This window comes from Frankia sp. EI5c, from assembly GCF_001636565.1.
GTDB lineage: Bacteria > Actinomycetota > Actinomycetes > Frankiales > Frankiaceae > Parafrankia.
This window is the reverse complement of sequence record NZ_LRTK01000054.1, coordinates 1-24,222: the sequence shown is the minus strand read 5'-3', so window position 1 is coordinate 24,222 and position 24,222 is coordinate 1. Positions and strand designations below refer to the sequence as shown.

Here is a 24,222-nt window from a genome sequence, read left to right as displayed (position 1 = left end):
GTCCCTGTCGCCCGAGAAAGCGAGATGAGCCGGTGGAAGACCTCATCGCCGAGCGGTGCTCCTACGTCGCCGGAACCTGGGTGGACGGCGAGGAACTGCTCGCCGTGGAGAACCCCGCCGACGAGTCGCGGGTCACCGACGTCTCGGTGACGCCGCTGACGGAGATCGAGCGCGCCGTCGTCGAGGCGCGACGCTGCTTCGACGAGGGGGAGTGGGCGGACACCCCACCCGCCGAACGGGGCCGGGTGCTGCACGCGTTCGTCGACCACATCGTGGCCCGCCGGGACGCGCTGGTCGCCACGATGGTCGCCGAGGCCGGCCAGCCGGTCTCCTTCGCCGAGCGGGCGCAGTTCGGCGCGGGTGTCGCCCTGGCCCGCGGCACGATCGACCTGTACCTGTCGATGTCGCACGAGGACGCCAACCCGGTGCCGGTCGACGAGCTGGTACGGGCCGGGGCGGCGCTGAGCATCCGCCGGCATGAGCCGGTCGGCGTCGTCGCCGCCATCACGCCCTACAACGGGGCGATCATCATGGCGTTCCAGAAGCTGATTCCGGCGCTGATGGCGGGCAACTCGGTGATCCTGCGGCCGAGCCCGCTGACCCCGGTCTCCTCACTGCTGTTCGGGGCGGCGGCCGAGGTGGCCGGGCTGCCGGCCGGCGCCCTGAGCGTGGTGGTGGAGTCCGGCGCCGCCGGTGCCGAGTTGCTCACCAGCCACCCGTTCGTCGACCTGGTCTCGTTCACCGGCTCCACCGCGGTGGGACGGCGCATCCTCGCGCAGGCCGCGCCGACGGTGAAGCGGGTCGCGTTGGAGCTCGGCGGCAAGTCCGCGCAGATCTACCTGCCGGACGCGGTCGGCCGGGCCGCGGCGGGCGCCGCCGCCGTGGTCGCGGCGACGGCCGGGCAGGCATGCGTCGCCGCCACCCGCCTGCTCGTGCCGCGGGAGAGCAAGGACGAGGTCGTCGAGGCGGTCGCCCGCGCCTACGCCGCCATCACGGTCGGCCCGCCCAGCGACCCGGCGGCCCGGATGGGCCCGGTCATCAACGCCGCCGCGCGGGAGCGCTGCGAGCGTCTCGTCGCCGCGGCGGAGGCGCACGGCGGGAAGGTCGCCTTCGGCGGCGGCCGCCCCGCGGGGCTCGACCGCGGCTACTACTTCGAGCCGACCGTGCTCGACCTGCGCGACAACTCCAATCCCGCCGCCCAGGAGGAGATCTTCGGGCCGGTGATCAGCATTCTCGGCTACCGCGACCTCGACGATGCCGTGCGCATCGCCAACGACAGCGAATACGGGCTCTCCGGCCAGGTCTACGGCTCCGACCTCGCCGTCGCGACCTCGGTCGCCCGCCGGCTGCGCACCGGGGCGGTGAACGTCAACGTCGGCGGCCTGTTCAGCGCCTACGCCCCGAGCGGTGGCTACAAGCAGAGCGGCCTGGGCCGCGAGCGCGGGCCGGCCGGGATCCGCGCCTTCCAGGAGGTCAAGCACCTGGCGATCAGCCCGCCGCGCTGACCAGCAGAACCTCGATGACGTCAGAAAAGGAGCAGCCGTGCCCACCGATCTCCCGCTCGACTGGTTGATCTCGGTCGACGACCATGTGCTGGAACCGCCACACCTGTGGCTGGACCGGGTCCCGGCGAAGGACCGCGACCGCGCACCGCACATGGAGTTCGACGAGAACGGACTCGACTGCTGGGTCTACGACGGAAAGCGGTTCCCGAGCTCGGGGCTCAGCGCCGTCGCGGGCAAGGAGAAGGAGGAGTTCAGCCCGGAGCCGCTTTCCTACAGCGAGATGCGGCCCGGCTGCTACGACGCGACGGCCCGGATCGCCGACATGGACCGCGCCGGCATCCTCGCCTCGCTGTGCTTCCNGACCATCACCCGCTTCTGCGGCCAGCTGTTCATGGAGGCCTCCGACCGGGAGTTCGGCCTGGNCTGCCTGAAGGCGTACAACGACTGGATGATCGAGGAATGGTGNGGTGCCGCGCCGGGCCGCTACATCCCGCTCGTGCTGATTCCACTGTGGGATCCGCGGCTCGCCGTCGCCGAGCTCGAGCGCTGCGCCGCGATGGGCGCCACCACGTTCGCCTTCTCGGAGAACCCGGCCCCGCTGGGCCTGCCGACCATCCACGACCGGGGTCGGTACTGGGACCCGGTGATGGCGGCGGCGAACGACCTGGAGATGGTCGTGTCGATGCACGTCGGCTCGTCGTCGCAGGTCCCGAAGATAGCCCCGGACGCGCCGTTCCTGGCGAACCTGACCTGGGGGGCGATGCGCACCTCGGGAACCATGCTGTCCTGGCTCTTCAGCGGCATGTTCCAGCGTTTCCCGAAGCTGCGGATCGCGCTGTCCGAAGGCGAGATCGGCTGGATGCCGTACTACCTGGAGCGCGCCGAGCAGGTGCTCGACAAGCAGCGGCACTNGGTGAAGAAGGGCGGGCGCTGGAACGACCACGCCGGCGCCGACCTTCTCGACCTGGACACGCTCGACATCCGCGCGTCCTTCCGCGAGCACGTCTTCGGCTGCTTCATCGACGACCAGCACGGGATCGCCAGCATCGACGAGATCGGCGAGGACAACATCATGTGCGAGACCGACTACCCGCACTCGGACTCGACCTGGCCGAACTGCATCCAGGTCGTGCGCTCGCGGATCGGGCACCTGCCGGCCGAGACGCAGTACAAGATCCTGCGCGGCAACGCCGAGCGGCTCTACCGCTTCACCCCGGCCGAGGTGTGACGAGCATGCTGCTTGACGGGAAATCCGCCGTGGTGACCGGCGCCGGTTCGGGGGTCGGGCGGGCGTCGGCACTCCGGTTCGCGGCCGAGGGTGCCCGGGTGGTGTGCGCGGACATCAGCCTCGACGGCGCCGAGGAGACGGCCCGCGAAATCGCGAAGGCCGAGGGCACCGCNGTGGCCGTGCGCTGCGACGTCTCCCGTGAACAGGACGTGGCCGCCGCCCTCGACCTCGCCGCGGAGCGGTTCGGGTCACTGGACGTCGTCTTCAACAACGCCGGTATCCCGACACCGCGGCTCGGTGCCCGGCTGGAGGACCACACGGTCGAGGACTTCGAGCGGCTGACCGCGGTGAACCTGCGCGGAGTCTTCCTCGGGTGCAAGCACGCCGTGATCCGGTTCAAGCGGCAGGGCGGCGGCGGGGTCATCCTCAACACCGGCTCCGTGGCCGGCCTCGTCGGCTGGGGCGGCACGGTCTACGGCGCCACCAAGGGCGCGGTACACCAGCTCACCAGGGCCGTCGCGGTCGAGGGGGCGTCGTTCGGTATCCGGGTGAACGCCATCTGCCCGGCCGGCATGCCCTACACCGGCTTCATGGCCGCCGGCGGGCTGGGAGGTGACGCGGAGGTCACGGCCGCCGCCGCCCGCCAGATCGGCTCCACCCACCCGCTGGGACGTCCGATCACCGCGGAGGACTGCGCGGAGGCCGCGGTCTTCCTGGTGTCGGACCGGGCCGCGAACATCACCGGGGTGCTCGTCCCGGTCGACGGCGGATACGTGGCGAAATGATCACGGAAGAGCTCGACCGGGATCGGATCCGTCAGCTGTTCGACCTGCGCAGCAGCTACAACGTCCGCACCGGCGGCGACTTCGAGGACGACCCCTACCCCGTCTGGCGGGAGCTGCGAGAGCGGGCGGCGGTGCACGAGGGCACCGTCCACGAGCTGACCGGGTATGACCATCCGGCGATGTTCCAGGGCCTGCCCTACCCGGATCGGCCGCACTTCTCGGTCTTCACCTTCGACGCCTGCGACCGCGTGTTCCGCGACCACGAGACCTTCGCCTCCTCGCCCGAGGCCGTCGACGTCGACGCCGCCGGCGGCCAGGTCGGCGTCGCCAGCAGCATGCTGTCGATGGGCGGCGCCCAGCACCGCCGCTACCGGGCGCTCGTCCAACCGTCGTTCGCGCCGGCCCGCGGGCAGTGGTGGATCACGAACTGGATCGCGGAGACGGTGCACGCGCTGATCGACCGGTTCGTCGACGAGGGTGCCGCGGAGCTGAACGTCGATTTCTGCGCGGCCATTCCGGTACTGACGATCACCAGCAGCTTCGGGGTCCCCGTCAGCGAGGCGCTGCGCCTGCGCGAGGTGCTGACCGACCCGCCGGCGGTCATCCGCACCCTCGCGCCGATCGTCGCGGCCCGGCGTGACTCCCCCCGGGACGACCTCATCAGCGTGCTGGTCGGAGCGGAGATCGCCGACGAGGACGGAGTGCGCCACCGGCTGTCGGACGCGGAGATCTACTCGTTCGCCATCCTGCTGCTGCTCGCCGGGTCCGGAACCACCTGGAAGCAGATGGGCATCACCCTGACCGCCCTGTTGCGCCGGCCCGATGTGCTCGCCGCCGTCCGGGCGGACCGGTCACTGCTGCGACTGGCGGTGGAGGAGTCGGTGCGCTGGGCGCCCACCGACCCGATGTTCTCCCGCTTCGTCACCCGGGACGTCGAGCTCGCCGGCCGGCGGATCCCACGGGGGTCCCTGGTGCACCTGTGCCTGGGGGCGGCGAACCGGGATCCGGCCCGCTGGGAACGTCCCGACGAGTTCGACATCTCCCGGCCGATGAAACGCTCGCTCGGGTTCGGCGGCGGGGCGCACATCTGCCTGGGTATGCACGTCGCCCGGGCTGAGATCAGCACCGGGATCGGCGCCCTGCTCGACCGGCTGCCCAACCTGCGTCTCGACCCGGCTGCCGAGCCGCCCCGCCTCATCGGAATGTACGAGCGCGGCGCGACCGAGATCCCCGTCGTCTTCGACCGCGGGATGCCCAGATGAGGAGGTCCAGATGAGTGAGGACGGATACCGCCCGCCCGACCTGGCTCTGGTCGGCGCACAGCACGTCGCGCGCTACCGGGAGACCGACGGTGCCGTCGGGTACGAGTGGAACGGCGTGCCGACCCTGCTGCTCACCACGACCGGCCGGCGCTCCGGCCAGCCCCGCACCTCCGCGCTGATCTTCGGGCGGGACGGCGCGGACTACCTGGTGGTGGCTTCCAAAGGCGGCTCGCCGACGGCGCCGGCGTGGTCTCTCAACCTGGCCGCTTACCCGAACGCCGAGATCCAGGTCCGCGCGCTGCACCTGCCGGTGGTCGCGCGGGTGGCCTCCGACGAGGAGAAACCTCGACTGTGGAAGATCATGACCGGGGTGTGGCCGAACTACGACGCCTACCAGGCCAGGACGGAACGGCCGATACCGGTGGTGGTGCTTTCGCCCGCGTAGCCCCCGGTACCGTCGGGGGCGTGTCCTGGGCCGACCGCGCCGCGGACCGCTCGCCGCTGGTCCAGCGGTCCCGGTCGCGCAGCATGCAGCAGATGAAGGTCATTGTCGACGCCGCGAAGCGCCTGATCGCGCGGAACGGCTCCTCGTTCACGACGCAGGACCTCGTGAAGGAGGCCGGCGTCGCGATGCAGACCTTCTACCGGCATTTCCCCGGTAAGGACCAGCTGCTGCTCGCCGTGATCGAGGACGTGATCAGCGAGCAGGTCGTGCGCTACCAGGCGGCGGCCAGCGGCGAGCCCGACCCACTCGCCCGGCTGCGGCTTTACATCCAGGCCGCGCTGTCCTCGCTCGGCAGCGAGGACAGCGGGGTCGGCGGAGCCCGGTTCATCACCGCCGAGCACTGGCGCCTTTACCAGCTCTACCCCGACGAGGTGGAACACGCGACCNGGCCGTTCGCCGACCTCGTCGCCAGCGAGCTGGACGCCGCGAGCGCCGCCGGGCTCATCGCCCCGATCGACACCGAGCAGACCGCGGGCCTGGNCAATCTGCTGGTCCGAGCGGTGTTCCACCACTACGCCTTCGCGTCCCGCAAGGAGTCCGCGCAGGACGTGGCCGCTCGGGTCTGGGCCTTCTGCCTGGCCGGCTTCGGCGCCGGCGCCCAGCTCCCCGGGTAGGCCTACGCCGCGGGCTCCTGGAGGAGGACGTGGAGAGAGTCGCCGAGGCGGAAGGGGCCGCCGTTGCGGGTCGTGATGTCGTGCGGGGCGATGTGCTCCGTGGCGGCGGTGAAGGCGGCCACGGGCTGGTCGCCGGGATCGAGCGCCGGTGCGGTGGTGAGGGTGCGCCCGTCGGGCAGGTGGGCGGTTACGGCGCCGTCGGCGGCTCTGCGGAGCACGATTCCCTGGTCGTGCACCTGGCGGTGGTGGGTGCCGCAGATGAGGGTGAGGCTGTCGAGGTCGGTGCGGCCGCCCTGCGCCCAGGGGATGAGGTGGTGAATGTGCAGCCAGCGGGTGTTGGCGCAGCCGGGGTACTGGCAGGTGCCGTGGTCACGGGCGTGCACGGCGGCACGGAGCCGGCGGGTGGGTAGCCGCCGGCGGCGGCCGAGGTACAGGGGGTTGCCGCGGGCGTCGGTGACCAGGGCGCGGATCGCACCGTCGCAGCCGAGGCGCTGCAGCACCGCGGCGGGAAGGCTGACCGGAGTGCTGGTCTCCGCCCAGCCGCCCGGCTCCGCTGAGCCCAGGGTGGCGGCGTTGACGTGGACGGTGAGGCCGTGGGTCGGAGTCGTGAGGGTCGGCGCCCCGTGCTGCAGGAAGCCCTCGGCCAGCGCGACGAGGGCGTCGGCGGCCCGCTGGGGGTCTGTCGCGGGGTCGGGCTCGGGCTCGGGCTCCTCCGGCGTGGAGCCGAGACTGGCCTGGGCGGCGTCGAGCGCGGCGATCAGCTGGGAGCCCTCGTCGGGTGTGAGTACGGCGGTCAGCCGCAGCATGCCGTCGTCGTCGGTGGACCAGGTGACCCGCCGCCGGGCGCGCGCCCGGGCGTGGTCGTCGGGGCTGGCGGTGCGCTGCCGGTAGGCGCGGGCGAGGCTTTCGAGCTGGCCGGCGGTGCAGTGCAGGGCGTGGTTGAGCCAGAGCTCCTCGGTGTCGGGCCGGGCCACCCGGATGACCGCGCGGACTTTCGAGTACGAGATGGTTCCGGCGGCGAACGCGGCCCGGACCGCCGGCAGGCGGGTGAGGGCGTGGGCGGTGGCGAGGTGGTCGCGGGCGGTGCGCGGGCGTAGCCCGCACCGCCAGGACAGCCAGTGCGCGCAGGACCGCACACCGATGCCGGACCAGCCGCCGCGGCGGTCGAACGCGGCCAGGAGCAGCAACCACGAGCAGGTCGCGGCGGCCAGGCGCCCCGCCCACTGGCAGATCGCGGTCTCCAGATCGTCCAGCGGGACAGCGTCCGGATCCGCGGGGAAACCTGTGATGTCGGGCATGTGATCACCGGGCCAGNGGTGTCGTCGATCGGTGGACGCGGTCATCGTCGCACCGGCCACCGACAGTTTCCCAACGCTCGAACATGCGAAGCTCAATCGGACTGTCGGCCGGCTACCGGCCCGGTGGACGGCCCGGTGGACGGCCCGGTGGACGGCTCGGCGGAGCCGGTACCGCTTGACGCGCCCTGGCCGGTGCGATGTGGTTGTCTCGGCAAAAGTGACACCTTGTTAATCGGATAAATCGAAAATGGGAGGCGTTCATGAGCCGCGACGGAACGGTCCAGGCGCGCAAGGGGCCGCCGAACGTCGTGGTGNTCCTCCTCGACGACCTGGGCTTCGCGCAGTTCGGGTGTTACGGCTCCGGCTTCGCCACCCCGAACGTCGACCGGCTGGCCGCCGGCGGGTTGCGCTACAACCGCTTCCACGTCACCGCGCTGTGCTCACCCACCCGCGCCGCCCTGCTTACCGGCCGCAACCACCACGCGGTCGGCATGGGATTCCTCGCCGACATCGCGACCAACGCCCCCGGCTACACGGCCCGCATCCCGCGCTCCGCCGCGACGCTGCCGCGCCTGCTGCGCGGCGCCGGCTACAACACGATGGCCGTCGGGAAGTGGCACCTCGTCCCCGGCGGCGAGCGCAGCTCCGCGGGGCCGTACGACCGCTGGCCGCTCGGGCTCGGCTTCGAGCGCTACTACGGCTTCCTGCGCGGCGACGCCAACCACTGGGCACCCGAGCTGGTCCGGGACAACTCCTACGTGGAACCGCCGGCCGGCCCGGACGACGGCTACCACCTGACCGAGGATCTCGCAGACGAGGCGATCCGGATGATCGTCAACCAGCAGCAGTCGGCGCCCGGCAAGCCGTTCTTCCTGTACTTCGCCGCCGGTGCGATGCACGCCCCGCACCACGTGGAGCGTTCCTGGGCCGACGCCTACGCCGGCAGCTTCGACCTCGGCTGGGACCGCTGGCGCGAGCAGGTCTTCGCCCGCCAGCTCGCCAGCGGGGTCGTGCCGGCCGGGACGACGCTCACCGAGCGGCCGTCGTGGGTGCCGGCCTGGGCGGATCTCACCGCCGACGAGCGCCGTGTCTACGCCCGCATGCACGAGGTGTACGCGGGTTTCCTCAGCCACACCGACGCGCAGATCGGCCGGGTCGTCGACACCCTGGAAAGCCTCGGCGTCCTCGACAACACGCTGCTGTTCGTGATGTCCGACAACGGCGCCAGCGCCGAGGGCGGGATCACCGGGACGTCCAACGAGCACAGCTTCACCCACCGGGTGACCGACGACCTCGCCGACAACCTCGACCGGCTCGACGACTGGGGCGGCACCCGCCACTATCCGCACTACGCCTGGGGCTGGGCCTGGGCGGGCAACACGCCGTTCCGGCTGTGGAAGCGCTACACCTGGCTGGGGGGCACCCGGGTCCCGATGGTCGTGCACTGGCCCGCCGGGATCACCCCGCCCGCCGACTCCGCGCCCGCGGCCGGGGTGCGGGGGCAGTTCGCGCACGCGATCGACATCCTGCCGACCGTGCTGGACGCCTGCGGCATCACGCTGCCCGAGACCGTCGACGGGGAGCGGCAGCAGCGGCTGGACGGCGCCAGCCTGCTGCCGACCTTCAACGACCCGGCCGCGCCGAGCCCGCGGTCCTCCCAGTACTTCGAGATGCTCGGCTCACGCTCGATCATCGCGGACGGCTGGAAGGCCACCACCGACCACGTCTCGGAGGGCGTGGTCGACGAGGAGCGGCTGATGGAGGGCAGCCGGGACTTCGAAACCGACCGCTGGTCGCTGTTCCGGCTGGACGACGACTTCTCCGAGGCGCACGACCTCGCCGACCGGCATCCGGAGGTGGTGCGCCAGCTGGAACGGCAGTGGTTCGTCGAGGCGGGGGCGAACCAGGTGATGCCGCTGCTGGACAGCCTCGCCGGCCGGTTCGGTGACCTGGTGCCCAGGCAGTACCCGGTGGGTCAGAGCCTGGTGCTCGATCCGCGCGGCGGACCGGTCTCCGACGAGGCGCTGCCGATGCTCTTCGGCGGCGGGCGGGTCGTGGCGGACGTCGACGTGCCGGAGCCGGCGGCCGAGGCGAACGGCGTGCTGTTCGCGCTCGGGGACTGGAACGGCGGCTACGCGGCCTTCGTCGTGGACGGCGTGCCGCACGTGGCGGCCGCGATCCCGGGGGCCGACATCCAGGTGGTGGCCGACGGCCCGCTCCTGCCGGGCCGGCACGCGGTGGGTCTGGGGCTGCGGCTCGACCCGGCCGGCGGCCTGCACGTGGAGGCGCTGGTCGACGGCCGGGTCGCCGGGAGCGTCCACGTCGAGCACACGCTGCCGATCGTCTGGCAGCACGGCGGGGCGTCGATCACGCTCGGCCACGACCGTGGCCTGCCGGTCAGCCCGGACTACCGCCCGCCGTTCCCCTGGACGGGGACGCTGCACCGCGTCCACATCGACGCGGGTTCGCAGCTGCCCCCCGAGCGGGACGTCCTGCGGATCGCGCTGCAGATCGAGTAGCCCCGGGTTGCCGTCAGCCGTCAGCCGTCAGCCGTCAGATCGGCGGTGGTGAGCGGACGGCCGGGCAGCGGCGTGCGGGAGCTGTCGGGGCAGGCGCGCAGGCCGTCGAGGAGGATCGCGCGCGCCCGCTCGAAGAGCAGGTCGTCCGGCCGCCCGGGTGACCTGCCCGAGCTCTGCAGCAGCAGGGTGAACAGGTGGGTGACGTCACCGCTGCCGACGTCCTGACGCAGCGTGCCCTCCTGCTGGGCGGCCCGCACCAGTTCCTCCGTCAGCTCGACGAGCTCGGCGCGGATCCGCCGGATCGGCTCGTCGGCCGCGACGGCGTCGGCGACGGCCGAGGAGAAGAGCCCGGGCATGCGCACCGTGAGGCTGAGGGCCCGGTAGCCGCCGAGGCTGCGTACGAGGGCGTCCCAGGCACGGGGCTCCTCGGCTCTGGCGGCCCGGGCGTGGTCCAGCATCTCGCTCGCGCTGCTCCGCGCCACCGCCAGCACCAGCGCGTCCCGGTCGGGGAAGTGCCGGTAGAGGGTACCGACACCGACCCCGGCCAGCCGGGCGATCTCCTCCATGGGCACGTTCGGCCCGGATTCGACGAACGCCGAGGTGGCGGCGGTGAGGATGCTGAGCCGGTTGCGGCGCGCGTCGGCCCGCAGCCGGGGCGGTGGTGAGGTGGTCATCGAGCCGGGCCTTCTCCTCGTACCGGTCGGCGTCGTACCGGCCGTCGTACCGGTCGGCGTCGTCGCATCGGTCAACTGTGCCTCAGCCCGGGCTTCGGGGGGGTAACCGGAGGGCAATCTTCCACTTGTGCTAGCGTAAGTGGAGGATATTCGTCCGGTACTGATGGATCTGGGGACCAGGTATGACTCAGGCAGCCGCCTCGGCAACCGCCGGCCAGGTCGAGACCGCTCGCCGGTCCGGAGCGGAGACGGGCTCCCGGGCCCCCGCCGGCCGCCCGAGCGTCCAACTCGCCGTGGTCGGTTTCGCCGCGCTCATGGTGTCGATGTCCCAGGGCCTGCTGGTGCCGGTGCTGTCGATCCTGCCGACCGAGCTGAACACCACCCACACCAACGTCGAGTGGCTGCTGACGTCCACGCTGCTGGTCGCGGCGGTCGCCGTGCCCGTGATGGGGCGGCTGGGCGACATGTTCGGCAAGCGCCGCATGCTGCTGATCGCGATGGGTGCGCTCACGGTGGGCTCGTTGCTCGACGCGTTGACCAGCAACGTCGCGCTGATGATCGTGGGCCGGGCGATCCAGGGAGTGTCGACCGCGGCGATCCCGCTCGGGATCAGTCTGCTGGTGTCCCTGCTGCCGCGGGAACGGGTCGGCTCGGCGATCGCGCTGATCAGCTCGATGCTCGGCGTCGGCGCCGCGTTGAGCCTGCCGCTGGCCGGTCTGGTCGCCGAGCACACCGACTTCCACGCGCTGTTCTGGATCATGGTCGTCGGCGGCGCGCTGTCGTTCGTCACGCTGCTCGCGTTCGTCCCCGAGTCACCCAGCCGCACGGGCGGCCGGGTGGACCTCGTCGGCGCGGCGCTGCTCAGCGCGGGGCTGGTCGCCCTGATGCTCCCGCTCGCCGAGGGCGCCAACTGGGGCTGGGGCTCGCCCTGGGTGATCGGCCTGCTGGTGCTCGGCGTGCTGCTGCTGCTGGTGCTGGGCCTGGTCGAGCGGCGGATCCGGGATCCCCTCGTCGACATGGTCGCGTTCCTGCGTCGCCCGCTGCTCCTGACGAACATCGCCTCAATGCTCTTCGGCTTCGCGTTGTTCGCGTCGATGATCGGGACGGCGTCCTTCGTGCAGGCCCCGGCGGAGGCCGGCTACGGCTTCGGCTCGTCCATGGTCGTCGGCGGCCTCGCGATGCTGCCCAGCGGCCTCGGCATGCTGCTGCTCGCACCCGTCGCGGCCCGGCTGGTCGCGCGGTACGGCGGAGCCCGGACGCTCGCGCTCGGAGCCGTCATCGTGGCCTTCGGCTGGGTCACGCGGATTCTCTTCACCGGCGAGCTCTGGCAGATCATCGTGTGCAACGCGGTGGTCGGGGTCGGAACGGGAATCGGCTACGCGGCCATGCCGTCGCTCATCAACGCCTTCACCCCACCGACCGAGATCGCGGCGGCCAACGGCCTGAACGCCCTGTTCCGCTCCATCGGCAGCTCACTCGCCAGCGCGATCGGCGGCAGCATCCTCGCCGCGCAGACCGTGGCGGTCGGTGCCGCGGAACTGCCGTCGCTCGGCGGCTACCGGGAACTGTTCGCCCTGTGCGCCGGTGCGGCCGTCATCGCGGCGGTCCTCACCCTGGCGATTCCGCGGGGCGGCGATACAGTGCGCTGATGCGTCTTGCGGTGGGATGCGCGATGTGGAACCTCAGCTCCTGGCAGGGGCGTTTCGTGGCCCACCGGCTTCCGCCGCAGGAACGTCTGCGCAGTTACGCCAGCTGGTGCGACGCGGTCGAGGGGAACACCACCTTCTACGCGACCCCGTCCAGGCAGACCGTGGAATCCTGGGCGCGGCAGACCGCCGGCGACTTCCGGTTCGTGGTCAAACTGCCGAAGGTCATCACTCACGACCGCTGTCTGCGCGGCGTCGACGACGACGTGCGCGCGTTCCTGGACGCGATCGAGCCGCTGGGCGGGCGGGCACATGCGGTGTGGATCCAGCTCCCCGGCGCCTTCGGGACGGGCGACGTCCCGCTGCTCGCCCGGTTCCTGAGCCGGCTGCCCCGGGGCCACCGGTACGCGGTGGAGGTCCGCCACCCCGAGTTCTTCGACGACCCGCGGGCGGCCGGCCTCCTCGCGGCCGCGCTCGCCACCGTGGCCGCCGAATGGATCCCGTTCGACACCAGCGTCTTCTTCCGCTCGCCGCCGACGAGCGCGGCCGAGCGGGACGCCTGGGCCAAGAAGCCACGGGTCTCCCGGCGGGTGATCGCGCTCACCGACCGCCCGATCGTCCGCTACCTCGGCCGCGACGACCCCGGGCAGACGGCCGAGGGCTGGCGGCCCTGGGTCCACACCGTCGCCGGATGGCTGCGTGAGGGACGGTCGCCCACAATGTTCATCCACACCCCGGACAACGCAGACGCGCCGATGCTGGCCCGGCGCTTTCACGACGACGTCCGAGCTCTGGTGCCGGACCTCGAGGCGCTGCCGGAACCGATCCCGGCGGAGCCGCTCACGCTGTTCTGAATTCGCCGGGAGCGGGCGAATCCCGATCCCAGGTCGAGGGGCAGGGCGTGGCGGAGGACCCCTGGTCTTCGACGTGACCGAGGACTTCGGCGTCATCCGCTTCGACGATTCAGGCCCCGGCAGCGTCACCTGGCGTTTCTGACCGGCCTGCGTACCCTGCTCACGAGGTCAACGACTAACTTGATTGGTTTGGTAATCTTCGGCGCACGGAATTGCGGCCGAGATTTTCCGTGCGGTTCCTCGGCGCATCGTCGGACGTGCAACCATCTCCCGGTACCCGCCGTGACATGCTGACCGGGAGTGGACGAAATGGCCGTCACCAACGACGACATCGCCGGCGCGATCAGTTCCTATCTCGACGCCTACCNGACAGACGTGGAGTCGCTCGCGACGCTGCTGGAAACGGCGCGCGGAAGCCGTGTGCCGCTGGCCGCGCGGACGACGACTCCCGGCCATGCCACCTGTGGGGCGGTCGTCGTCACCCCGGACCGGCGGGTGCTCCAGGTCTGGCACCGCCGGCTGGAACGGTGGCTGCTACCCGGCGGCCATATCGAGCCCGAGGACGATTCTCTGCTGGCCACGGCGCTGCGGGAGCTTGCCGAGGAGGCGGGAATTCCGCCCGGGCGGGTCAGTCCCGTCCTCGACCGGCCGGTGGACCTGCATGCGCATATGATTCCGCCGAATCCGATAAAGGTTGAGCCCGAGCACGCCCATTACGACTTCCGCTTCCTGCTCGCCGCGGACCAGTCGGTCGCCGGTTCCTCGGTCGCCGGTTCCTCGGTCGCCGAGCTCCGCTGGATCCCGCTGCTCGAACTTCCCGGCCGGCTCGGCGGCCGCGTGCGGGCCACCCTGCTCACCCGAGGATTCCCGCCCCACCGGACGAGCTGACCCCGCCGTGGTGTCGGCGGGTCGCCGACCCGGGCCCGGCGGGGGATCAGCACCGCGGCGAGCGCGGCGCAGACGGCGGCGCCGGCGGCCATCCAGAACGCCCGGGTGAACGCGCCGTCGGTGGGGAGTGGGCGGCCCGCGGCCGTGCTGGCGGCGAGCAGGGTGGCGACGACCTGCGAGCCCAGCGCCGCGCCGACCGAGCGCACCAGCGCGTTCACTCCGGTGGCCTGTCCGGTGGTCCCGGCTGGCACACCCTCGACGATGATGTTGGGCACCACCGACATGCCCAGGCCGACCCCGGTGAAGACCACGGTCGTCAGCACCGCGACCACCACCTCACCGCCGTGCTCCACGGCCAGCAGGGCCATTCCGGCCGCCGCGGCGAGGAAGCCACCGACCAGCGGCGGGCGCGACCCGAGCCGTCCGCTGACCCGGCCGGCGTACGAGCCGGNGATCAGCATCGCCAGCGAGGCGGGCAGCAGCAGCAGGCCGGTGCCGGTCGCGTCCAGCCCGAAGCCGTAGCCGGTGGAGCGCGGCGCCTGCGCGATCTGCGGGACGAGGACGAAGGCGCCGAACATGCAGCAGCCGACCAGCAGGGTGGCGAAGTTCGTGGCCAGGATGACCGGCCGGGCCAGCACCCGCATGTCCACCAGCGGCTGCTCGACCCGCAGCTCGAAGCGTACGAACAGGCCCAGGACGACCAGCCCCGCCGCCGACAGCCCGAGGGTCCGCGGGCTGCCCCAGCCCCAGACGGACGTCTGCGTCAGCGCGACCAGGGGCGCGGTCAGGCCGACCGCGAGCAGGAGCGCGCCGCGCACATCCACCCGGCCGGGGGCGCGGACGTCGGAACCCGGCAGCCGCAGCGCCCCGGCCGCCGCCGCGGCGGACATGAGCGCCCCCAGCCAGAAGATCCACCGCCAGCCGGCGTGGTCGAGGAGCAGCCCGCCGGCGAGCAGGCCCGCCCCGGCGCCGATGCCGGCGATCGCCGCGATCAGCCCGATGGCACCGGGCCGGCGGGATTCGGGGAGCGTCTCGCCGATGATGCCGAAGCACAGCGGGAAGATGCCGCCGCCGGCACCCTGCACCGTCCGCGCCGCCACCAGCAGCCAGATGTTGCCCGCCAGTGCCGACAGCACGCTGCCCACGGCGAACGCGGCGAGTGAGACCACCAGGAGACGCCGCCGGCCGAACATGTCGCCGAGGCGCCCCAGCACCGGGGTCAGGATCGCGGCGGCGACCAGGTAGGCGCTGAACACCCAGGCGACGTTCGCCGGGCTGGTGTGCAGCGCCTCGGTCAGCACGCCCACCCCGGGCACCACGGCGGTCTGCGCGATGGAGAACGCCGCCGCCGCCGTCGCCAGGACGGCCAGGACGGCCAGGCTGCCGGTGGGCGCGTCCCGATCCGGTGGCATCAGCCGGCGGCTCGTTCCAGCACGTGCACCCCGCAGGCGCTGCCCAGCCCGATGACGTGCGCGAGCCCGGCTCGGGCACCCTCGATCTGCCGGGCGCCGGCCTCGCCGCGCAGGTGGTGGCAGATCTCCCAGATGTTGGCGATGCCGGTCGCCGCGATGGGATGCCCCTTGGACTCCAGGCCGCCGCTGACGTTCACCGGGGTCTTCCCGTCCCGCCAGGTGGCGCCCGACTCGAAGAAGTCGACCGCGCCGCCCGGCGCGCACAGCATCAGGTTGTCGTAGTGCACGAGCTCGGCGGTGGCGAAGCAGTCGTGCAGCTCGACGAGGTCCAGCTCGTCCGGGCCGAGGCCGGCCTGCTCGTAGGCCTGGGCGGCGGCGGCGCGGGTGAGGGTGTTGACGTCCGGTAGCACCTGGCAGCCGTCCTGCCACGGGTCGCTGGTGAGCACCGACGCGCTCACCTTCACCGCGCGCCGGCGCTGCTCGGGGGACATCCGGCGCAGCCTGGCACCGCTGACGACGACCGCGGCCGCCGCGCCGTCGCAGTTCGCCGAGCACATCGGCCGGGTGTTCGGGTAGGCGATCATGACATCGTTCATGATCTCGGCCAGGGTGAAGCGCTTCTGGTAGGCCGCGAGCGGGTTGAGCACCGAGTGGGCGTGGTTCTTCTCCGCGATCCGGGCGAACAGCTCGAAGGTGGCACCCCCGTACCGGTGGCCGTACTCCAGGCCGATCTGGGCGAACACCCCGGGCATGCTGTCGGTGCCGACCTGCCCCTCCAGCGGCGCCAGGGCACCGAACCTGCCCCGGCGTGACCAGGTGCCGTCATCCGCCGCTGCCGCCGCCGGCGCGCCGAGCAGGCCGGCGCCGGCGAGCTTCTCGACGCCCACGGCCATGCCGAGGTCGGCCTCGCCGGCGCGGATCGCCATGATCGCCACCCGCAGCGCGGTCGCGCCGGTGGCGCAGGCGTTCGCGACGTTGAACACCGGGATGCCGGTCTGCCCGATCTGCTTCTGCAACAGTTGCCCGAAGCTGGAGGTGCCGGCGGTCAGGCTGCCGGTGGCGAGTACGCCGACGTCGCGGATGGTGACACCCGCGTCGGCGAGCGCGGCGGTCGCCGCCTCCGCGGCGAGGTCGATGTTGTCCTTGTCCCGGTGCTTGCCGAACCTCGTCATCGAGATCCCGAGGATCCAGACGTCCTGGGTCATCGCGGTCCTTCCGCTTGTCTCACCGCGGGTTCGAAGCCGTAGCCGACGGCCTCGGTTCCCGCGCTGTCCGCGCCCAGGGGCCGGGTCGTCAGCCGGACCCGCATGCCGAGGGTCACGTTCTCCGGGCGCGGCTCCAGGTTGACCAGGCACCCACGCACCCTGGTTCCGCCGCAGTCGACGATCGCCGCGACGAACGGCACCGGGACACCCGGCGCGGCCACCGAGACGATCGAGAACGTGTGGACCGTGCCCTCCCGCGGGAGGGCCACGGAACGGAACTCCGCGCCGCCGCAGGACGCGCACGCGTTGCGCCGGTCGAAGAAGCGCGCGGAGCACCGCGCGCACTCCTGGGCGACGAGATGCGGATCCCCGCCCAGAACCAGATAGTCGACCAGCGGAATCGGATCTGCCAAGACAACCCCCTGTGAACAAATCGATTCGCCGGTCTTTTCCAAACGGTCATCTGCCTGGATTCAGGCTGGCCATATTTACACTAGGTTGAAGTACCTGTACTGTCAACCCGGTCGCGTGGAGGGGAGGACACCCATGAAGGTCGCGCTCACTGTCAGGGACTTTCTGGACCGGGCCGAGGCGGTGTATCCGGAGGCGTTGGCGATCGTCGACGAGCCGGGTCGGCCGGGTTCGCTGGGCCGGCTGAGCTATGCGGAACTGGCCGCGCGCGCCCGCGGTATGGCGGCCGGGCTGGCCCGCCTCGGCGTGCCGGTCGGCGGCCGGGTGGCGATCGTGTCCCCGAACTCGGGCCGCTTCCTGACCGCCTTCTACGGGGTCTCCGGCAGCGGGCGGGTGCTCGTCCCGGTGAACTACCGCCTGGGGGCGGAGGAGGTGGCCTATGTGCTCGCGCATTCGGGCGCCGAGCTGCTGCTCGTCGATCCCGACCACGCCGACGCACTGGCCGGAGTGCGGGTTCCCCACCGGCTCGTCCTGGACGGGGTGTCCGACGCCGAGCTGTTCGCCCCCGCCGACCTCGCCACCGACGCCGCCGCGGCGGCGGCCTGGGCGGAGTGGAAGCCCGACGAGGACGCCGTCTGCACCGTCAACTACACCTCGGGCACCACGGCCCGGCCGAAGGGGGTTCGCCTCACGCACCGCAACTGCTGGCTGAACGCGGCCTCGTTCGGCTGGCACACCACCGTCACCGAGCACGACGTCCTGCTGCACACGCTGCCGATGTTCCACGTCAACGGCTGGGGAATGCCGTTCGCGGTCACCGGCATGGGCGGCACCCACGTCGTGATCCGCAGGATCGACGGGGAGGACATCCTCACCCGCGTCGAGCGGGACGGGGTGACGCTGCTGTGCGGCGCCCCGGCGGTGGTCGCCTCGATCCTCGACGCCGCCACCGCGCGGGCCGCCGCCGGCCGGCCGGTCCCGGGCCGTGACCGGGTGCGGATCGTGGTGGCCGGCGCGCCGCCGCCCAGCGCCGTGGTCGCCCGGGTGGAGGAGCAGCTCGGCTGGGAGTTCATCCAGATCTACGGGCTGACCGAGGCGGCACCGCTGCTCACCATCAACCGGGCCCGCCGCGGCTGGGAGAAGCTGCCGGCCGCCGAGCGCGCCCGGCTGCTGGCACAGGCCGGCGCCCCGGCTCTCGGGGTGCGGCTGCGCACGGATGACTCCGGCGAGGTGCTGGCCCGCTCGAACCACGTCTTCGACGGCTACTGGGAGCAGCCCGACCAGACGGCCGCGGCGATCCGCGACGGCTGGTTCCACACCGGTGACGGCGGCGCGTTCCACGACTCGCTGCTCACCATCACCGACCGCAAGAAGGACGTCATCATCACCGGCGGTGAGAACGTCTCCTCCATCGAGGTCGAGGACTGTCTCTACCAGCATCCGGACGTCGCCGAGGCCGCGGTCATCGGCGTGCCGGACGAGAAGTGGGGGGAGACGGTCAAGGCCCTGGTCGTGCCGCGCCCNGGTGTCGCGGTCNCCCCCGCCGAGCTGATCGAGTTCTGCCGCTCCCGGCTCGCGCACTACAAGTGCCCGACGAGCGTCGAGCTGCGGCCCGCCCTCGAACGCACCGCGACCGGGAAGCTGCAGAAGTTCAAGCTGCGCGAGCCGTACTGGGCCGGCCGCGGCCGTGGGGTCAACTAGCCGTGCCCGAGCGCATGCGTGGCCTGGCCGGCGTCCGGGTCGTCGACTTCGGGCACCAGATCGCCGGCCCGGTCGCCGCGCTGCTGCTGGCCGAGGCCGGGGCCGACGTCGTGCACGTCGACTCGCCGCGCCACGCGGCCGAGCCCGGGCCGATCGACGCCTATGTCAACCGCAGCAAGCGGCGCATCACCCTGGACCTGGGAAGCGCGTCCGACCGGGCGGTGGCGCTTGAGCTGGTCGCCCGCGCCGACGTGCTCGTCGAGAACTTCCGGCCCGGGGTGATGGACCGGCTGGGCCTCGGGCCGGGCGCGGTCTGTGCCGGAAACGAGCGTCTCGTCTACTGTTCGCTGCCCGGCTTCGCGAGCGACGACGAGAAGGCCACCCTCCCCGCCTGGGAGGGGGTGGTCCAGACCGCGGTGGCCGGTTACCGCTCGCTGGGCGAGCACTGGGACCCGTCCGGCCGCCGGAAGGCGCGGGTCCGCGACGCGGCCGCGCCGCTGTTCACACCGATCACGACGGCGTCCAACTTCGGGGCGCTGATGGGCGCCGTCTCGGTGGTCATGGCACTGATCGCGCGGGAGCGCTCCGGCCGGGGGCAGCGGATCCAGGTCCCGCTGGCGGAGGCGTTCGCCGAGGCATACAGCACGATGCTGGGCATGCGGGTGTACGAGAACCCGCTGATGGGTGACGACCACCTGCTGCGCGACCTCACCTACGAGTGCGCCGACGGCGGCCTGATCGACCTGTCGCCCTACGCGAAGTTCGTCATCCCGCTGCTGGTCGCCGCCGGGGTCGCGCCGGAGTGGGAACGGCAGGGGCTGATCGACGTCGCCGGCCGCGGCTTCGCCCCGGAGCACCGGGACCGGGCGATGACGATGTTCGCCGACCTGGTCCGCGGCCGGCCGGCGGCGTGGTGGGACGAGGTCGCGACCCGGGCCGAGATGCCGGTGGCCATGGTCCGCACCCCCGCCCAGTGGGTCGCGTCCGAGCACGCGCGCGCCTCCGGGGCCGTCCTGACCCTGGACGACCCGCTCGCCGGGCCGCTGGTGATGCCCGGCCGCGGCTTCGACCTGGGGCGGGAGCCCACCCCACCGCGGCCGCGGCACCTGCCCGACGCCGACCGCGCCGACCTGCTCGCCGAACTGCGCCGACGGCCCACGGTCGGCACCCCCGCCGCGGCGCCGGCGGGTCCGGTGGATCTCCCGTTGGAGGGCTACACCGCACTCGACGTCAGCCAGGCGGTCGCCGGCCCGACGGCGGCGCGGTTGCTGGCCGACTTCGGCGCGGACGTCGTCAAGGTCGGCAACCCGGTCCCGGCGGTGACCGACGGCATCGTCGGCCAGCTCCACCGGGGCAAGCGCACGATCCTGCTCGACGCCCGGAGCGCGGCGGGCGGCGGGCTCGTCGCCGACCTGGTCCGCGGGGCGGACGCGCTGGTCACCAACTTCACCCTGCGGTCGCAGTCCCGCTACGGCATCGACTACGAGCGGACGAGCGCGCTCAACCCCGGGCTGGTCCACTGCTCGATCACCGCCTACGGGCGCCGCGGGCCGTGGGCGCACCGCCGCGGCTACGAGAACCAGTGCAACGCGGCGACCGGCATGAGCTGGCGCTACGGCGCGCGCTTCGGCTGGACGCTCTACCAGCCCACCCCGATCAACGACGCCGACACCGGAATCCTCGGCGCCTACGCCGTGGCGGTGGCCCTGTTCGCGCGGCTGCGTGACGGCGCCGGCCAGTCGGTCGGGGCGTCGCTGGCGCAGGGCTCCACCTTCCACCAGGCGGTCCATCTGGTGGCGGAGGCGCAGGCGGCGGACGGCGCCGGCCCGGACGCCCTGCGCAACGAGTACGGCGGCACCGCGCTGGCCCGCTTCTACCAGGCGGCGGACTCCTGGTTCTTCCTCGCCGCCAGCCGGGACGACCTGAGCCGCCTGTGGCGCGCCGTGGGGCTGGACGGCTCCGCGGAACCGGACGGCTCCGCGGAACCGGACGGGTCGTGGCGTGATCCCGACGGGCCGCTCGCGGCGCGGCTGGCCGCGCGGTTCGGCGGCGAGCCGGCCGCCCACTGGGTCGAGCGGCTGGTCGGTGCGGGCCTCGGCGCGCATCTCGTCGTGTCCATCGACGACGCGGTCGAGTATCTGCACCGGCGCGGCGTGGTCTACTTCGAGCGCGGTCCGAACGGCGTGGACGTCCCGCGGCCGGGCATCGGCCGGTGGCTTTCCGAGACCCCGCCGGTCGTGGGCGCCAACCCCGGCGCGGTGGGCTCGCAGGCCGTCGAGATCCTCGCCGGGCTCGGGCTCTCCGCGGCCGAAATGGAGCGGCTGGCCGCGGCGGACGTCCTGTGCCTGCCCGGCGGGCTTCCCCGGTTGAACAGGCTGACCTGACGAGGTCAGGCGCGGCGGCCCACCGCGCCGCAGTCGTGCAGCTCGTCGATGGCGGCCGCGCTCAGCCCGGCCTCGGCCAGCACCGCGCGGGTGTGCTCGCCGACGGGCGGCGGCGCGTACGTCGGGCCGGCCGGGCGCTCACCGGAGTCGTCGCGGATGCGGACCGGGGCCCGGGGGACCGTCAGGTCACCGACCTTCCGCAGCAGCCCGCGGGCCGCCACCTGCGGGTCGCGGGGCAGGTCCGGCCCGCGGTTCACCCGCACCACACTGGCCCCGCGCGGCCCGAGCTCGGCCACCCACTCCTCGGCCCGCCGGCCGCGGAAGCGTTCGGCGAGCCGCTCGGCCACGGCGACCGGGTCCTCCCAGCGGTGCAGGGAGCCGGCCAGGTCCGGCAGCCCGAGCCCGTCGCACAACGCGGCCCAGGTGCGCGGCTCCGCGGCGGTCACGGCGACCCAGGTGTCGGCCGCGCACTCGTAGACGCGCCGGTCGGGCCCGGACGGGACGCCCCGGGGCCCGCGGTCGATGATCCCGTCCGCGGAGGACAGCAGCCAGCTGGCCGACTCGGAGAGGCTGATGTCGAGCTGGCACCCGGTGCCGGTGCGGTCCCGCTCGCGCAGCGCGGCGAGGATCCCGACGCTGGCCATGAGCGCGCCGACCGGGATCGGCAGGATCAGCTCCGGGTGCCACGGCAGGTCCGGGTGCAGCGCGGTGAGCAGCCCCGAGTGCGCCGCGAACGACAGGTCGTGCCCGGACCACTGGGCGTAGGGGCCGTCCTGGCCGTAGCCGGTGATCGAGCACCAGACGAGCCGCGGTGCCTCGGCCGCCGCGTGCTCGTAGCCGAACCCGCGCTCCGCCAGGACGCCGGGACGTTCGTTCTCGACGAGCACGTCGGCGTGCGCGGCGAGCGCCCGCAGCACCTCCAGCCCGCGGGGGTGCCGGAGGTCGAGGGCCAGCGAGCGCTTGCCGCGGTTGAGGCCGACGGGCCCGTCGAACAGCCGGCCCTTCGGCGACTCCACCCGGATGACGTCGGCGCCGAGGTCCGCCAGCAGCACGGTGCAGAACCCGCCGGGTGGCAGCCGGGTCAGATCCAGCACGGTCACGCCGCTCAGCGGCAGCGCGGCCGGGCCGCCGGTGCGTGTCTCGGACGTCGGATCGGATGGCGATTCGGGCATCGATCTCTCCTCGTGGGTGGGTACCGGGCCGGGCGGCCCCGCCCGGTACCCACTGGGCCTTCGTCCTACCGGTGCGGTGACCGGCACCGCCGCTAACCGGCCAGGAAGCGGCTGAGATTGTCGCGCATGATCTTGCGGACGGTGACGTCGTCCAGGTGCTTGAGCTGCGAGACGTACTGCATCGGGTCGGGGATGCCCTCGGAGTGCGGGAAGTCCGACCCGAAGACGAGGCAGTCGGCCCCGATGACGTCCATCGCCTTGGAGACGTTCTCCTCGGGGAACGGGGCGATGACACAGCGCTCCCTGAAGACGGCCGACGGCCGCCCGGGCAGGGTGCCCCACTTGGGCCGGCGGCCCAGCAGCATCGCGTGGTCGAGCTTGCGCAGCAGGTAGGGCAGCCACACGGTGCCGAACTCGGCGATCAGCACCCTGATGTTGGGGAAGCGACCGAACAGGTTGTGGAAGACCATGGCGGTGACGGTGTCCATGATCGGTCGGTCGCCCCAGTACGAGACCCACTGGAAGCCGTTGAAGTGCTGGTAGCGCCCTTCCGGGTCCTCGCTCCACTCGGCGCCGTGCCGGGCGTAGGTGCCGCCCAGGTGGACCGCGACCCGGGTGTCGCTCTCGTTCACCAGAGACCAGAACGGGTCGAAGTACGGGTCGAACGGCGAGCGGCCGAAGGCGGGCCCGGGCGGGAGGTCGACGAACCGGGCACCGCGGTCGAGGACGCGCCGCAGCTCGGCGACCGCGTGGTCGACGTCGAGCAGCGGGATCGGGACGGGGACCAGGATGCGGTTCTCGTGGGTGTAGCCCCAGTCCTCCCACAGCCAGTCGTTGTACGCCCGGTTGACCGCGTAGCCGGCCTCGATGTCGCCGCGCCGGAAAGCGCTCTCCCAGCCGGTGCCGACCGCGTGCAGGACGGCGATCTCGACGTTCTGCCGGTCCATCAGGGCCAGCCGGGGGTCCTTCTTCTCGAAGGCCGGGCGCATCGCGTTGTACCGCTCCACGAGCTGTGCCCGGCTGAGCTGGTCGAGGTCCTTCATCGGGTTGAGCTTGTTCAGCATCGCGCCCGGAATCGGGATGCTGCCCTGCATGGCGGGCAGGTCCGCGAGGTCGACGCCGCCGTGCCCGCCCTCGGGCTGGGAGTGGACCCCGAGCGTGCGCCGCTCGTGGTCGGCATCCTCGTCTTCCTCGTGCTCCTCCTCGGTGAGCATGCGCGGTTCGCCGGGCAGCCAGGCGCGTTCGGTCATCTCCGCCGAAAGGTAACGCGTGACGGCGTCGGCAGGCGCGTACAGGTGATGATCGGCATCAAATATGCCGTAGTCGAGAGTCTGTTCAAGACCGGCTACATAGATTCCGCGGGTCCCGAGCTGGGGGCTGTCGGACAACGTTCCTCCAAGAAGTTCATCCCGATCCTCAGATTTGAACTGAGTCTAACTCCTGGAAGTGTGCCGGCGCCACCCTCCATCGCGGCCGGGCGGGGTTCCACGGGGGATTCCGGGCGCGCGCGAGCGCAAACCGCGGGCTGCGGGCGGGGGGTGCTCTCGGGCATGCCAAAAGACGGGCCGCGGCGCTTTCGCGCGGGCGGTCCGTCAGGCGGCGAAAATGGCGGCTCCGGCGGGCGTCAGTCCGGCAGCGTGATGTCGGGATGCAGGCCGGCGACGACGATGGCCGCCCGGCGATAAAGCGCCTGGTTGAGCTTGCTGAGCCGGCCCTGCGACCATTCCATGATGGAGTCGACCACCAGGGCCTCCAGGATCTGGGCCATCTCCGACGGCTCGATCCGGCTGGTCACCTCGCCTTTTTCCTGCGCCTTTACGAAGATCTTCTCGAATGCCTCGGCGAAGGCCGGGCCCTCGTAGGAGGCGGCCGACCGGTTCGGGCGGCGGAACTCGGCGAGCGCGCGACTGACCGCGGCCGGCGGCGTGCCCTTGATGTTGCGGGCGAGCGNGTTCAGTACGGTGCGCAGCGAGTCGTTGATGCCGCGATCGGCCCGGACGCAACGATTCGCCGTGTCGTTGAGGATGGTTGCCGTCTCGACACCCATCTCCAGCAGGATGTCCTCTTTGTGAGCGAAGTGGAAGTAGAACGTCCCCTTCGTGACGCCCGCGGCCTGGCAGATCTCCTCGACCTTTGTATCCTCGATACCGGTCTCGAAA

17 protein-coding genes and 9 pseudogenes are annotated in these 24,222 nt (G+C 72.4%); 17 read left to right on the top strand and 9 right to left on the bottom strand.

The features are described from left to right. The first annotated feature begins 32 nt into the window (after nucleotides 1-32). From UG55_RS20115 to UG55_RS39845, 10 genes and pseudogenes are all read left to right on the top strand, one after another. The gene (locus UG55_RS20115; RefSeq protein WP_066071564.1) at nucleotides 33-1,505 is read left to right on the top strand and encodes an aldehyde dehydrogenase family protein; all 1,473 of its coding nucleotides are present in this window, start codon (nucleotides 33-35) and stop codon (nucleotides 1,503-1,505) included. Between the two features lie 37 nt (nucleotides 1,506-1,542). Next, nucleotides 1,543-1,864, top strand: a pseudogene (locus UG55_RS39875) (amidohydrolase); the annotation flags it as partial. A 1-nt stretch (nucleotide 1,865) separates the two neighbouring features. Next, nucleotides 1,866-1,927: pseudogene (locus tag UG55_RS39870) on the top strand (hypothetical protein); the annotation flags it as partial. Between the two features lie 44 nt (nucleotides 1,928-1,971). Next, nucleotides 1,972-2,416 (top strand): annotated as a pseudogene (locus UG55_RS39860) (amidohydrolase family protein); the annotation flags it as partial. Nucleotide 2,417: 1 nt separating this feature from the next. Further along, the coding region (locus tag UG55_RS39855) for an amidohydrolase family protein (protein ID WP_242424829.1) at nucleotides 2,418-2,733 on the top strand (316 nt) is incomplete at its 5' end. Between the two features lie 5 nt (nucleotides 2,734-2,738). Next, a pseudogene (locus UG55_RS39850) lies at nucleotides 2,739-2,905 on the top strand (SDR family NAD(P)-dependent oxidoreductase); the annotation flags it as partial. 1 nt (nucleotide 2,906) lies between these two features. Beyond that, nucleotides 2,907-3,518: SDR family NAD(P)-dependent oxidoreductase (locus UG55_RS20105; protein ID WP_242424828.1), on the top strand; the 612-nt coding region annotated here is incomplete at its 5' end. After that, complete coding sequence (locus tag UG55_RS20100) at nucleotides 3,515-4,780, top strand: cytochrome P450 (RefSeq protein WP_066071555.1); 1,266 nt, start codon at nucleotides 3,515-3,517, stop codon at nucleotides 4,778-4,780. The genes UG55_RS20105 and UG55_RS20100, both read left to right, overlap by 4 nt. A 10-nt stretch (nucleotides 4,781-4,790) precedes the next feature. Continuing rightward, nucleotides 4,791-5,225, top strand: a complete 435-nt coding sequence (locus tag UG55_RS20095) for a nitroreductase family deazaflavin-dependent oxidoreductase (protein ID WP_066071552.1) — start codon at nucleotides 4,791-4,793, stop codon at nucleotides 5,223-5,225. Between the two features lie 83 nt (nucleotides 5,226-5,308). Then, nucleotides 5,309-5,671, top strand: a pseudogene (locus UG55_RS39845) (TetR/AcrR family transcriptional regulator); the annotation flags it as partial. A 230-nt stretch (nucleotides 5,672-5,901) separates the two neighbouring features. Here UG55_RS39845 and UG55_RS20085 read toward each other — a convergent pair. After that, entirely contained in the window at nucleotides 5,902-7,197 is a 1,296-nt protein-coding gene (locus tag UG55_RS20085; RefSeq protein WP_066071547.1) for an HNH endonuclease signature motif containing protein, read from the bottom strand. A gap of 315 nt (nucleotides 7,198-7,512) precedes the next feature. On the opposite strand from UG55_RS20085, the gene UG55_RS20080 reads away from it, so the two are divergent. Continuing rightward, on the top strand, nucleotides 7,513-9,716 hold a 2,204-nt coding region (locus tag UG55_RS20080; protein WP_255360509.1), incomplete at its 5' end, for an arylsulfatase. A 20-nt stretch (nucleotides 9,717-9,736) separates the two neighbouring features. On the opposite strand, the gene UG55_RS20075 is transcribed toward UG55_RS20080, so the two are convergent. After that, a complete protein-coding gene (locus tag UG55_RS20075) occupies nucleotides 9,737-10,390 on the bottom strand; it encodes a TetR/AcrR family transcriptional regulator (protein WP_066071543.1) in 654 nt (217 codons plus the stop codon). Nucleotides 10,391-10,572: 182 nt separating this feature from the next. Between UG55_RS20075 and UG55_RS20070 the strand changes: the two genes are divergently transcribed. From UG55_RS20070 to UG55_RS39840, 3 genes and pseudogenes are all read left to right on the top strand, one after another. Further along, nucleotides 10,573-12,039, top strand: a complete 1,467-nt coding sequence (locus UG55_RS20070; RefSeq protein WP_066071541.1) for an MFS transporter — start codon at nucleotides 10,573-10,575, stop codon at nucleotides 12,037-12,039. Then, the gene (locus tag UG55_RS20065; RefSeq protein WP_066071538.1) at nucleotides 12,039-12,890 is read left to right on the top strand and encodes a DUF72 domain-containing protein; all 852 of its coding nucleotides are present in this window, start codon (nucleotides 12,039-12,041) and stop codon (nucleotides 12,888-12,890) included. The genes UG55_RS20070 and UG55_RS20065 overlap by 1 nt, the downstream gene beginning before the upstream one ends. A 375-nt stretch (nucleotides 12,891-13,265) precedes the next feature. Then, nucleotides 13,266-13,649, top strand: a pseudogene (locus UG55_RS39840) (NUDIX hydrolase); the annotation flags it as partial. Here the strand turns inward: UG55_RS39840 and UG55_RS39835 are convergent. The 4 genes and pseudogenes from UG55_RS39835 to UG55_RS20045 form a co-directional block, all read right to left on the bottom strand. After that, nucleotides 13,604-14,229, bottom strand: a pseudogene (locus tag UG55_RS39835) (MFS transporter); the annotation flags it as partial. The pseudogenes UG55_RS39840 and UG55_RS39835 sit on opposite strands and share 46 nt — an antisense overlap. A 1-nt stretch (nucleotide 14,230) precedes the next feature. After that, a partial coding sequence (locus UG55_RS20055; protein ID WP_242424827.1) for an MFS transporter occupies nucleotides 14,231-15,190 on the bottom strand: 960 nt, incomplete at its 3' end. Next, entirely contained in the window at nucleotides 15,190-16,395 is a 1,206-nt protein-coding gene (locus UG55_RS20050) for a thiolase family protein (protein ID WP_066071531.1), read from the bottom strand. The genes UG55_RS20055 and UG55_RS20050, both read right to left, overlap by 1 nt. After that, the gene (locus UG55_RS20045; RefSeq protein ID WP_066071526.1) at nucleotides 16,392-16,808 is read right to left on the bottom strand and encodes a Zn-ribbon domain-containing OB-fold protein; all 417 of its coding nucleotides are present in this window, start codon (nucleotides 16,806-16,808) and stop codon (nucleotides 16,392-16,394) included. Before UG55_RS20045 ends, UG55_RS20050 begins: the two co-directional genes overlap by 4 nt. 133 nt (nucleotides 16,809-16,941) lie before the next feature. Here UG55_RS20045 and UG55_RS20040 point away from each other — a divergent pair. From UG55_RS20040 to UG55_RS20035, 3 genes and pseudogenes are all read left to right on the top strand, one after another. Continuing rightward, nucleotides 16,942-18,329 (top strand): annotated as a pseudogene (locus tag UG55_RS20040) (AMP-binding protein); the annotation flags it as partial. A gap of 14 nt (nucleotides 18,330-18,343) precedes the next feature. After that, nucleotides 18,344-18,507: pseudogene (locus tag UG55_RS39830) on the top strand (AMP-dependent synthetase); the annotation flags it as partial. Between the two features lie 14 nt (nucleotides 18,508-18,521). Next, on the top strand, nucleotides 18,522-20,891 hold the full coding sequence (locus tag UG55_RS20035; RefSeq protein ID WP_066071655.1) for a CoA transferase: 2,370 nt from the start codon (nucleotides 18,522-18,524) through the stop codon (nucleotides 20,889-20,891). Nucleotides 20,892-20,896: 5 nt separating this feature from the next. Here UG55_RS20035 and UG55_RS20030 read toward each other — a convergent pair whose 3' ends face one another. The 3 genes from UG55_RS20030 to UG55_RS39825 all read right to left on the bottom strand — a co-directional run. Beyond that, nucleotides 20,897-22,063: a CaiB/BaiF CoA-transferase family protein gene (locus tag UG55_RS20030; protein ID WP_066071519.1), complete on the bottom strand. Its 1,167-nt coding sequence runs from the start codon at nucleotides 22,061-22,063 to the stop codon at nucleotides 20,897-20,899. A 92-nt stretch (nucleotides 22,064-22,155) separates the two neighbouring features. Beyond that, nucleotides 22,156-23,451: an amidohydrolase family protein gene (locus UG55_RS20025; protein ID WP_066071516.1), complete on the bottom strand. Its 1,296-nt coding sequence runs from the start codon at nucleotides 23,449-23,451 to the stop codon at nucleotides 22,156-22,158. 563 nt (nucleotides 23,452-24,014) lie between these two features. Beyond that, a partial coding sequence (locus UG55_RS39825) for a TetR/AcrR family transcriptional regulator (RefSeq protein WP_242424826.1) occupies nucleotides 24,015-24,222 on the bottom strand: 208 nt, incomplete at both ends.